Here is an 11,541-nt window from a genome sequence, read left to right as displayed (position 1 = left end):
CGCCCGAAAACTCATCGTTCTCGCCAACACAATCCTCTTTCGCAAGACCGAATGGACGCCACAACACCGCAAGAATTAAACATGGTTGCTCCCCGCTGGGGAGAAGGGAAAGCAAGTCGCTCCGACACTGGCAAACGAACCCGCCTGCTTGTAGGCACTTCATCCAATGGGGTGGATGGCGAAGCGCCACTCTCCCTCTTCTCCCCAGCGGGGAGAAGGTGGCCCGAAGGGTCGGATGAGGGGGCCTCGCGGCACGACATCAATGACAAGAGCCGTCGTTGCCCGACGAGCCGTCGATAGGTCTCACCCCTCCGCCGGACCGTAGAGGCCGAGCTGGTCGAGAAGCGCCCGCTGCCGGTCGGCATTTTCGACCAGGAGGCCGGTGTAGCGTTCGACGATCCGCGCGCGGTGATCCGGGTCGGAGACGGCGGAGAGCGCGCCTGTGATGGCGGCGATATTTTCCGAGGTCTGGCGCAGCTCTTGCAGAAGCTCGGCCTTGCCGCCGGCCTCGGCGACCACCTGCTTCGTCACCTTGCCGATGCCGGCCGGCGTGCGGCTGCCGGCAGAGACGTAGCCTTCCGGCAGGTCGCCCTTCAGATTGACGACCGACTTGAAGCGGATGACGTCGAAGATCTGGTCGACCGCCTGCTTGGCGCCGGTCACCCGCGAGGGATGGTCGGTGTCGGCGGCCGCATGCGGCAGCAGTTCGAGCTTACCCTTGTGGCGCTGTTCGAGCGGCAGGTAGGGCAGCATCGGGCCGCTGAGCGTACCGGTCGCAGCGTCCCGGAACAGGTCGGCATCGATTGCCGCATGCGCGATCTTGCCGGATGCCAGTGCTGCATCGAGCGCCTCGGTATCGACGACCTCGCCACGATCGTAATTGACGAGCACGGCGCCGTCCTTCATGGCGGAGAGCACTTTCGCATCGACGGTGCCGGCATTGGAATAGACGCCGGTCGATGCATCCAGGCGGCCGAGGCCGATATGGACGGAGAGCACGTCGGCGCCGCTTGCCGCTTCGACCGGGCTTGCGGCATAGTCGAAACCCTCAGCCTCGATCCAGCGCTTGTGGTGCTCGCGGGCATAGATCGCCACCGTCATGCCGAAGGCCTTGGCGAGCTTGGCGACTTCGCGGCCGATATTGCCGTAGCCGAGGACGGCGAGCTTGCGGCCCTCGAGCTTTGCCGTCGGGAAATCCTTCAGCTGACGGCCGGTGTCGAAATCGCCGTCGGCGACCATGCGGTGCAATCTATCGACCGGCAGGTCGGGAACGACCTTCAGGATCGCCTTCATCACCATCTGGGCGGTCGCCCGGCTGTTGATCCCCGGCGTGTTCATCAGGGCGGCAGTGCCGCCCTCGCCATTGCCGCCGCCCCAGGAGGCCGAGCCCATATTGCCGGTGCCCGCACCAATGCGCACGCCGCCGAGCGGGAAGACCGAGGCCTTGGGAATGAAGGTCGCCGCGGCGATCAGCGCGTCGTACTGGCCCTTGTCGGTCTGCGGCAGGATCTCCGCCTCGGTGCTGAGGTTCGGCTGATAGAAGAAGTGGATGCGGCCCTTTTCGAGGCCGGCGCGATCACTGAGCGGACCGAGATGGAAGACGCCACCCTTCTCCTCGATATAGGCCTTGACCTCGCTGTAATCAGGCTCGCCGTCGGCGCCGAAACGCAGGCCCACCAGGTCGGCGATCAGCACCGTGTAAGCGCGGGTCGGATCGTCCTTGCGAACGGCGCCTTCGGCTTTGACCGGCGCCTCGAAGGTCACGCCGTGCTTTTCCAGCTCCTCCTCGAGAACCACGATCTTGGCTCTGAGATAGGCATATTGCAGATTTTCCAGCAGTGCCACGACATCGTCCGGCTCGCGGATGCCGCCGACCCAGGCGCGGTAATCGCCCGGCGTGCCCGGGAAGGCATTGACGTAGCGGGCCGCGTCGAGGCCGGGCTCGTATTCGCCGTTCGGATGGGTAATGCCCTCATAACCCAGCAGCTGCTTCGACCGGGCGATGATCCGGGCGTGGATGCCAGCATCGGTGATATCAGCGTCCTCGACCTTCAGCAACGTCACGGCGGCGCCACGCCGTTCGGCGTCGGCGACTGCAAGCGACAGCAGCGGATGCGAGCCGACCCATTCGTCGATCACGGCGCGATTGGCGGCGGAGCGGCGGTTGAGCTCGACGACGGAGCCGACCCGGGCCTCAGACTGCAGCAGGCCGAAAGTGGTCTCGGCAAAGGCAAGCGCGCTGTAGGTGTTGATGACGCCGCCGAGCATGCGGTCTTCACCGGCATCGTAGAACGGGCCGGCATCGACGGAGCGCTTGGCCGAAAAGGGCTGCCGGGGATCGATCGGCGGGGCGATCTTCAGCTGCCGCGGGATCGCCCAGGCGGGATCCTGCTGGTTCCTCTCGATCAGCGCCAGGGCATGCGGGGTGAAGGAGGCGACGAAATAACCCGAAATGCCGCCGATCGCCTTCTGGAACGGCATGAACAGGCAGCATTTCGCCATCACGGCGCTGACCAGTTCCGGCTCCCACGGCATGGCGCCGAGCATCGAGGTGGCATCGAACACCGCATGGCGGTTGGCCGGATCGCCGTCGAGCCAGCTCAAGAGTTCGCGGATTTCGCGGCTGGTATAGGCGTTCGCCCCCGTCGTCTCGTGGCCGACGCCGACGAAGATCGAAACGCCGAGGTCGGCAAGTTCAGCCGCGGTCGGGATCACGCCTTCGGAGGCGGCGAAATGGATGCGGCTCTCGCAGCCCTTTTCGGCGAAGCGCTGCATCTCGATCAGCTGTGTGGCCCAGGACTGGCGGAAGAAGCCGGCGGCCTTGGAAGGATCGCTCTCCGGCCGCGGCGTATCGACATAGACGCGCTGGCCGGCGTCGTTGGCATTCATCAGGTGCTGGATGCAGACGGTGAAGCCGCTATGGCCGCCGCCGAGCCCGACCGCCATGCGGTTGACCTTCGGAAAGCCGAAATAGCGATGGATCGCCCGCATCATGTCGGTCAGGATTTTATCGGCCGGGTAGCCGCGATGCATGCTGCGGGAAATCTCGGCCGTGGTGAAGCCGCCGATATCGTTGCCCCGGTCGTCGAACTTGCGATAGGTCTTCTCGATCCAGGCGTCGAAGGCGATGCGCCGCAGGCGGCTGTCCACTTCGTCGGTCGTCGCGTCGGTGATCGGCCCGACGCCGAAGAAGGGGTTAGACGGCAGCTTCGGCGCACCCGACGCGGTCTGTCGGAGGGCGATCAATCGCTGTTCCTGCATCTGCGCAATATCTGTCATTGCCTGCCTGTCTCTGTCCGGAGCTGAAATTGCCTTCATGGTGAAGTGAGTGCACGGGCAGGACAAGCTCATATGCGCCGAACGACAGGCGAAACGCGCCATCGGTGGCGTATCGCTGATGATAGCGCGATGGGCGGGGAGACGCGACGCGCTTTCCTGCCTGGAGATCGGTGGTACTGGGATGATGGAGGAGAAGTGGTGCTGCGGATGACGGAGGAGAGGTGGTGCCTGATGGCGCAGGGGGGATATTGAGGAAAGGTGGTGCCGGGCTGGATGTGGAAGGGAGGGAGGGAAGGCGCCGGATGGACGGAGGAGAAGTGGTGCTGCGGATGGAGGGGCAGAGGTGGTGCCGCGAGGTGCATCGCCGGTGCGTCTGGCAACAAAGCCAACCACACTCTCCGTCATCCCAGGGCTTAACCCTGGGATCCACAGCCAAGGACGCGCGGACCTTTATTTCTTTGCCCCGATCCACCTCGTCCCAGCCGCATGGATCCCAGGGTCAAGCCCTGGGATGACGGAGGAGAGGTGGTGCCCGGGATGGAGGAGGAGAGGTAGTGCCGGGGACCAAAAGCCTCGTCAGGGCGAGAAGCGAACCGTGAGCGCGGCGCCACAAAGCATCGCAGCCGCAACCACCCCCCGCACAAAAACAGACTTGCCGCACGCAACCATCCGGCGTATGTCTTGCTCGTCGCGAAAAGCGACTGCCTCCCTTGATCCGCTCAGTGGCGGAGTAAACAGGTGGACGAATGGGTCGTCCAGGCGGTCGAGCACACGCCGGCCATGCGCTTCAGCCATGGTTCGGCCAGCACTCCCTGAAACCAACGCCTGACGAGATCAGGCCTCATCGTGAGCCTTCGGCGTCGCGAGGCAATTCCGTGATTTGAACGAAATCAGGGAAGCGCTGGCGAGCCTCCCGGCTTGCGTCGACCGTGGAACGCACCCATGACCAGATCCCTCATCGTCATCTTCACCGCCATTGTCCTCGACGCCGTCGGCATCGGGCTGATTTTCCCGATCCTGCCGTCGCTGCTGCAGGACGTCACCCACAGCGGCGACATCGCCCCCGCTATCGGCGCGATGACCGCGCTCTACGCGGTGATGCAGTTCATTTTCGCGCCGGTGCTCGGGGCGATGAGCGACCGGCTCGGCCGCCGGCCCGTGCCGCTGCTTTCGCTTGCCGGCGCAGCCGTCAACTACCTGTTCCTCGCGCTCGCCCCCAACCTGCTGCTGCTCTTCATCGGCCGGGCGATCGCCGGGCTGACGAGCGCCAACGTCTCGGTGGCCACCGCCTATATCACCGACATCTCGCCGGAGGAGAAACGCGCCCGCCGCTTCGGCCTGTTCAACGCCATGTTCGGCCTCGGCTTCATCATCGGCCCGGTCCTCGGCGGCGTCCTCGGCGATCACTGGCTGCGGCTGCCCTTCATCGCGGCGGCCGCACTCAACGGCGCCAACCTGCTGCTCGCCTTCTTCGTCCTGCCGGAATCGCGGCCTGGCAGCCGCGAGAGGATCGACCTTGCCGCGCTCAATCCGCTGAAGCCGCTGAGCGCCGTGCTGGAGATCAAGAGCCTGCTGCCCGTCATCATCCTCTTCTTCCTCTTCAGCGCCACCGGCGAGGCCTATGGCACCTGCTGGGCGCTCTGGGGCAGCGACGCCTTTCACTGGAACGGGCTTGCGATCGGCCTGTCGCTCGGCGCCTTCGGCCTCTGCCAGGCGCTGGCCCAAGCCTTCCTGCCGGGACCGGCGGTCCGGCTGCTCGGCGAACGCGGGGCGATCCTGACCGGCGTCGCCGGCGTCTCCATCGCGCTCGCCGTCATGGCCTTTGCCGACCGGAGCTGGATGATCTTCGCCATCATGCCGGTCTTCACGCTCGGCGGCATCGGCGTGCCGGCGCTGCAGTCGCTGGCGACCCGGCAGGTCGATGAAAACAGCCAGGGCCAGTTCCAGGGCGTGCTCGCCTCGGCCGTCAGCCTCGCCTCGATCGTCGCGCCGCTTGGCTTCTCCAGCCTCTACTTCCTCGTCCGGCAGCAATGGCCGGGCGCCATCTGGCTCTCGGTCGTCGCCGTCTACGCGCTCGCCGTGCCGCTGATTCTGGGTCTCGGGCTGAGGAAGCCGGCGGCTGTGGCGAGATGAACCGCTTCGGCGGCGGGCTTTTGCATCCAGGCACCGCCTCTCCTCCGTCATCCCAGGGCTTCAAGCTGTGCTGGCGGTGCGTTTGGCAACAAAGGCCACCCCACCCTCCGTCATCCCAGGGCTTGACCCTGGGATCCACGACCAAGCACTCTGCCACATGGCCGGATATGTTTACATCGTCACCAACCACAAAAACGGCACCCTCTACATCGGCGTGACGTCCGATCTGGAGCGCCGCATCTATGAACATCGTGAGGGGCTGACGCCGGGCTTTGCCTGGAAATATGGCTGCACCCGCCTCGTCTGGTATGAGGAGCATTGGGACATCGGGACCGCGATCCAGCGCGAGAAGTCATTGAAACGGTGGAACCGGCAATGGAAGATCGATCTGATCGAAGCAATGAATCCCGAGTGGGACGATCTTTATCTTACGCTGTGGTGATGGCGGCTGCGTCTTCTGTGGTGCTCTGGGCATGGATCCCAGGGTCAAGCCGGTGAAGCCCTGGGATGACGGAGGAGAGGGTGTGCCCTGCACAACAGCCCTCCCCCGCCAGCGCCGGCGCTACGCCGCCTCTTCCTTCTCAGCCGCCCCCTCCGCCAGCTTGCGGGCGGCGACGAAATCGACTTTGCCGGAGCCCAGCACCGGCACCTTGCCGACAGTGACCTCGGCCGGGACCATCATGTCCATCGCGCCTTTCGATTTGGCGAAGGCGAGGAATTCGGCGCGGGTGGCGGTCGGGGCGTCGGTGAGCAGCACCAGGCGCTCGCCCTTCTTGGCGTCGGGCAACGAGGAGACGACCGAGAGTGCGCCCGACCAGAGTTCGGCGGCGAGCGCCTCGATCGCCGCCAGCGACACCATCTCGCCGCCGATCTTGGCGAAGCGCTTGGCGCGGCCGCGGATCTTGACGAAGCCGTCCTCGTCGATGCTGACGATGTCGCCGGTGTCGTGCCAGCCATCGGCGAGCGGTTCGATGACGCCGGGCTTTTCGGCACGGAGGTAACCGGCCATGACATTGGCGCCGCGCACGTGCAGCCGGCCGCCCTCGTCGATGCCGGGCACCGGCTCGAGCTTCCATTCCATGCCCGGCAGGATTTTGCCGACCGTGCCGGAGCGGTTGTACATCGGCGTGTTGATGGAAATCACCGGCGCGGTCTCGGTGACGCCGTAGCCTTCGAGGATGCGCAGGCCGAATTTTTCCATATAGGTCTGGCGTGTTGCCGCTTTCACCGGTTCGGCGCCGGCGAAGATGTAGCGGATCGAGCGGAAATCATAAGGGTGCGCCGTCCTGGCATAACCGTTGAGGAAGGTATCGGTGCCGAAGATGATCGTGGCGTTGGAGGCATAGATCAGCTCCGGTACGATGCGGTAATGCAGCGGCGAGGGATAGAAATAGACCGGCACGCCCGAGATCAGCGGCAGCACCGTGCCGGCCGTCAGCCCGAAGGAATGGAAGACCGGCAGGATGTTGAACACCTTGTCGCCGCTGTGGAAATCGATGCGGGCGGCGGCCTGGGCGGCGTTCGACAGCACGTTGCGGTGGGTCAGCACCACACCCTTCGGCGTGCCCTCGGAGCCCGAGGTGAAGAGGATGACGGCCGGATCGTCGGCCTGGCGTTTGGCGAGCGGCCGGCCCTTCCTGAGAAGGCCGATGAGCTTGTCCTTGAATGAGATCTCGGCCCTGAGATCGTCGAGCCAGACGATCGTCAGCTGCTTTTCCAGCTCCTCGATCACTGGGCCGAGCTTGGCCTGGGTGACGAAGGCGCGCGAGGTCAGCACGTGTTTGACCTCCGCCGCCTTGCAGGCAGAGAGGATGTTGGCAGCACCCGCGGTGAAGTTCAGCATGGCCGGCACCTTGCCCGCCGTCATGACGCCGAGAATGGTGGCGGCGGCGCCATTGGCATTCGGCAGCATGACGCCGAGGTTCTGTTCCGGGAAGCGGGCGCGGAATTTCGCGCCGAGCACGGCCGCCCCGGTCAGCAGCTTGCCATAGGTCAGCCGGCCGGTGACCGGATCTTCGACGGCCAGCTTTTTCATGCCGAATTCGTGGCCGGCGCGGATGACGCGCTCGAGCACGGTCGAGGAGGTGTCGGCGGTGCGGAACAACAGGTTCGACATCACCTGGTAGAGGGCAGCACCCGCCGCCGTGCGGCGCTTGCGGCCTTTCAGCTCCGGCGGCACTTCCAGCTTCACCGGCTCGAGAATGGTGACCTTGACCTTGGGAAACAGCCGGCGGCGGATCTTGCCGTTGTCGAGATAGGAGAAATAGGTCTTTTCCAGCCCGTCGATCTTCACCGGCACCACCATCGAGCCGGTCTTGTCGGCGACCATGGCGGCACCGTCATAGACCTTCATCAGCGTGCCGGTCACCGTCAGGCGGCCTTCGGGGAAGATGCCGATCGGGTTGCCCTCCTGCGCCACCTTGATCAGCGAGCGCGTCGCCATCGGCTTGGTCGGGTCGAGCGGCAGGAATTTGCACATTTTCAGGAAGGGGCGCACCCACCAGGCCTGGGCGATCTTGTAATCGACGGCAAAGACCGGCTCCTCCTCGGTGATGGCGAGCGCGAGCGCGCCGTCGAGCAGGCTGACGTGGTTCAGCGCAATGATCGGCGCCGGGCCGGCCTTCTTGATATTCTCCAGCCCCTCGACCTCGAGGCGCATGAAGGCGCGGAACAGGATCGAGATGAAATCGCGGAAGGCATTGGTCGGCAGCGTCTTCAGCATCAGCCAGGCGACCGGGAAATTGACCACGCCGAGGCCGATCAGGATCTGAGGAATGGTGGCGCCGAGCGCCTGGATGACGGCGACGAGGCCGAGGCCGACGGTGATGAACAGCGCCGAGAGCACATTGGCGGCGCCGATGACGCGGGCGCGGCGATCCTCATGCGCCCACGTCTGTAGGCCGGCGAAGGTCGGCACCGCGATGAAGGCGCCCGAGATCGCCATGCCGGCAAGATCGATGGCGACGCGGATGGTATTTTGCCCGGCGAAGAACGCAAGGATGGTCGTCGCGTGCGACGTCGAGGTGAGGCCCCAGAGGTTCCAGGCGAGATCGAGGCTGAAGAGGCCGAGCAATGCGGTGCCGACCGGCGCCGGCAAGAGCACGATGCGGCCCGACGACATCCAGGCGGCAATGCCGGAACCGACGGCAACGGCAATGGCGAAGACGGTGAGATAGGCCGGCACGACGAGCTCGGAGCCGCCGAGCAGCTCGGTCATCATGGTCGGCAGGATGGAGAGGGTGAAGGCGCCGACCAGCCAGAACCAGCAATTCATCAGCGCCGAGCGCCACAGCCGCTTATCCTCACGGATTTCCATGACCAGCGTGTAGCTGGAGCGGATGACATTGCGGTCGATCTCAAGATCCGGCGCCTTGGAGCCGGTCGCCGGGATCATCCGCGCCGAGAGCCAGCAGAGCACCGACAACCCCATCATCATCGAGCCGAACAGCAGCACATTGTCGCCGCTGGAGAAGGCAAGGGCGGCGATGATCGTGCCGCCGAGGATGGCGATGAAGGTGCCGCCCTCGATCCAGGCATTGGCCTTCGGCAGATCGCGGCGTTCGAGGTGATCCGGCAGGATGCCGTATTTGATCGGCCCGAACAGCGCCGAGACGACGCCGAAGCCGAAGAGTGCGGCCATCAGCAAAAAAATCGAGGAGAAGGCGAGACCGACCACGGCAAGGGCGGCGATGCCGATCTCGCAGCGTTTCAGGAGTTCGGCCACCTTGGCCTTGTCGTGCTTGTCGGCGATTTCGCCGCCGAGCGCCGAAAGCAGCAGGAAGGGCACGATGAGGATGACGCCGGCAAGCGTCACCAGTGCTGCCCCCTCGCTCGCCGACATCTTGAAGAGGATGAGGAAGACCAGGGTGTTCTTGAGGAAATTGTCGTTGAAGGCGGTCAGGAACTGCGTCCAGAACAGCGGCGCGAATTTCCGCGATGTCATCAGATTGGTTTGCACGGCGAGACCCTCTATCGATTGGCAGAGAAGGCCACAGAGTTGTTACGCAAAAGTTGAGTGCGATAACAACTCTGCGATGTGGTTAAGGAAGATCAATCTTCATCGCTACGATTGAATTTGACCAGCAGCTTTTCGGTGCGGGCATCTTCGACCTTGCGGATCAGCTTCTCGGATTCGGCGTTGTCGCGCAGCGTCTTGGTGATATTCACCGTCGTCTGCACCAGCATCAATATGCCCATGGCGAGATAGCCCTTCCCCCAGAGATCGAGCGGCATCATGTAAAGGCCGAGCGCCAGCATGAAGGCGGCGGCGCCGAAGGAGAAGTAGGAGAAGCTGACCCAGCTGGCGGAATGTTTCTGGAAACTGTCGTTCATATCAGTAGCCCTTTGATTTCTAGGGGTGGATGGTGGGATGACAATGTCAGGCGGCCGGCGTGATGCGGCTCTTCAGCCGGGCGAGCACCTCATCGGCCGATGAGGTGAGCGGCGCGCCGCAGCCGGCATTGGCAAGCTTTTCGATGATGCCGGCCGGCCGCGTGGCGCTTTCCATCTCCTTCAGCGCCGCCGCCGTCAGCTCGTTCTGGCTCTGGCGCAGGCGCAGCCTGGCGAGCGTCTCCTCAGCCTCGTCGAGGGTGGCCAACCCGGAGCCGGCGACTGCGATATCGAGCTTCTGCGCCTCTTGCGTTGCGCGGGCCAGCCGCTCACCGCGCTGCAGCGCCTGCAGCCGCGCCTCGGCATCCCTGACGATGCCCTTCAGCTTGGCGATACCAGTGGTGAACTGGCTCTGCGCCTGTTCCGACGCATCGCGCTCGGCCTCAAGAAAGGCGATCGCCTCGGCCGCTTCCCGCGCCAGCCCTTCATTGCCCTTGGTGAGCGCCGCGGTGGCGCGGGTCTCGAGATCGGCGATGCGGGCGAGGATCGTCTGATGCTGCGCCTTCTCCTGCTCGTTCTGGCCGATTGCGACGGCGACGCTGCGGCGCGCCGACTGGATCGACTGGGCGGCATCGCGGATCTGCTGGGCAAGCAGCGGCACGGCGTGGCGATCGGCAAAGGCCTGCTCGGCATCATACGCCCTGCCCCGCAGCAATGTGGAAATCAATTTGAACATTTCCTTCCTCCGGTTTATGAACGTTGTTCACGAGACGAGTTATGCCAGAATCATGAACGACGTTCAAGATAATTTTTGAACGTCGTTCAAAATTTCGAAGGGAAATGGTTGATGGCCGGCAGACGAGAAGAAAAACGCGAGGATTTGAAGACCCGGCTGATCGAGGCGGCGCGCGAGCGCATCGCCCGCGACGGGCTTGCCAACCTGCGCGCCCGCGACATCACCCAGGATGCCGGCTGCGCGCTCGGCGGCCTCTACACCGTCTTCACCGATCTCGCCGAGCTCGTCATCCATGTGAATTCCGCGACGCTGAAGGCGCTGGAGGCCAGGCTGACGCTTGACGAGGCCAGGGGCAAAAGCCCGACCGATCGCCTGCGCAACCTCGCCCAGGGCTACCTCGCCTTTGCCGTGGAACACCGCAATCTCTGGAAGGCGCTGTTCGACCACTTCCCCCCCGCCACCAGCCCGACGCCGCAATGGCACCTCGACGAACACCTCTTCCTGATGGACGTGATCGCCGAACCGCTCGCCGAACTGCAGCCCGCCATGCCGCCCGAAGACCGCGCCATCCGCGCCCGCACCCTCTTCGGCGCCGTCCACGGCGTCGTCAGCATCAGCCTCGAAGGCCGCTTCGTCGGCCTGCCGCTGGAGCGGCTGGCACGCGAGGTGGACGAGCTGGTGCAGACGATTGCCGCGGGGGCCGAGCTGCGGCGGCAGGGGATGTGAGATCGCGTTGGGTGGAGTGAGGTCGGAGGACGAGCGGACGTCGAAAGAGCCGTGTTTGGTAGAATGACGTCGAGAGGAAGCGGTATCATCTGATTACCCGCCTTGCGGTTCCAGCCTCAGCCCCACCCCACTCTCCGTCATCCTCGGCCTTGAGCCGAGGATCCACGCCCGCCACCCAGGATCTCGACGGGTATTGGCGACAACCTGCTGAAATCACCGCGAAAAACGCCCCTCATCCGCCTGCCGGCACCTTCTTGGATAAGAAAAATGTAGGATATTGATGCCTGCCGGGCGGGTGGCCGCCCGCCCGGCAGCTGGTTGTCGGATCGTCACCTTCT

General features: G+C 64.6%; 7 protein-coding genes. 3 read left to right on the top strand and 4 right to left on the bottom strand.

Features of this window, described 5'->3' with window-relative positions:
* Nucleotides 1–303 precede the first annotated feature (303 nt).
* Nucleotides 304–3,279, bottom strand: coding sequence for an NAD(P)-dependent oxidoreductase (locus FHT70_RS29640; RefSeq protein ID WP_183706700.1), 2,976 nt, complete (start codon nt 3,277–3,279; stop codon nt 304–306).
* A 942-nt stretch (nt 3,280–4,221) separates the two neighbouring features.
* Between FHT70_RS29640 and FHT70_RS29635 the strand changes: the two genes are divergently transcribed.
* Together FHT70_RS29635 and FHT70_RS29630 are read left to right on the top strand one after the other, a co-directional pair.
* Nucleotides 4,222–5,412 (top strand): TCR/Tet family MFS transporter, encoded by a 1,191-nt coding sequence (locus FHT70_RS29635; RefSeq protein WP_183706699.1) that lies wholly within the window; start codon nt 4,222–4,224, stop codon nt 5,410–5,412.
* Between the two features lie 157 nt (nt 5,413–5,569).
* Complete coding sequence (locus tag FHT70_RS29630; RefSeq protein WP_183706698.1) at nt 5,570–5,854, top strand: GIY-YIG nuclease family protein; 285 nt, start codon at nt 5,570–5,572, stop codon at nt 5,852–5,854.
* 120 nt (nt 5,855–5,974) lie between these two features.
* Here FHT70_RS29630 and FHT70_RS29625 read toward each other — a convergent pair whose 3' ends face one another.
* The 3 genes from FHT70_RS29625 to FHT70_RS29615 all read right to left on the bottom strand — a co-directional run bounded on the left by FHT70_RS29625 (nt 5,975) and on the right by FHT70_RS29615 (nt 10,477).
* The gene (locus FHT70_RS29625) at nt 5,975–9,370 is read right to left on the bottom strand and encodes an acyl-[ACP]--phospholipid O-acyltransferase (protein ID WP_183706697.1); all 3,396 of its coding nucleotides are present in this window, start codon (nt 9,368–9,370) and stop codon (nt 5,975–5,977) included.
* 92 nt (nt 9,371–9,462) lie between these two features.
* Complete coding sequence (locus FHT70_RS29620; protein ID WP_085777270.1) at nt 9,463–9,744, bottom strand: YiaA/YiaB family inner membrane protein; 282 nt, start codon at nt 9,742–9,744, stop codon at nt 9,463–9,465.
* Nucleotides 9,745–9,790: 46 nt separating this feature from the next.
* Nucleotides 9,791–10,477 (bottom strand): PspA/IM30 family protein, encoded by a 687-nt coding sequence (locus FHT70_RS29615; protein ID WP_138385147.1) that lies wholly within the window; start codon nt 10,475–10,477, stop codon nt 9,791–9,793.
* A 111-nt stretch (nt 10,478–10,588) separates the two neighbouring features.
* Here FHT70_RS29615 and FHT70_RS29610 point away from each other — a divergent pair, with 111 nt between their 5' ends.
* Complete coding sequence (locus tag FHT70_RS29610) at nt 10,589–11,203, top strand: TetR/AcrR family transcriptional regulator (protein ID WP_183706696.1); 615 nt, start codon at nt 10,589–10,591, stop codon at nt 11,201–11,203.
* The last annotated feature ends 338 nt before the right edge of the window (nt 11,204–11,541 follow it).

Source organism: Rhizobium sp. BK049 (assembly GCF_014193135.1).
Lineage (GTDB): Bacteria > Pseudomonadota > Alphaproteobacteria > Rhizobiales > Rhizobiaceae > Rhizobium.
This window is presented reverse-complemented; position numbering and strand designations above follow the sequence as displayed.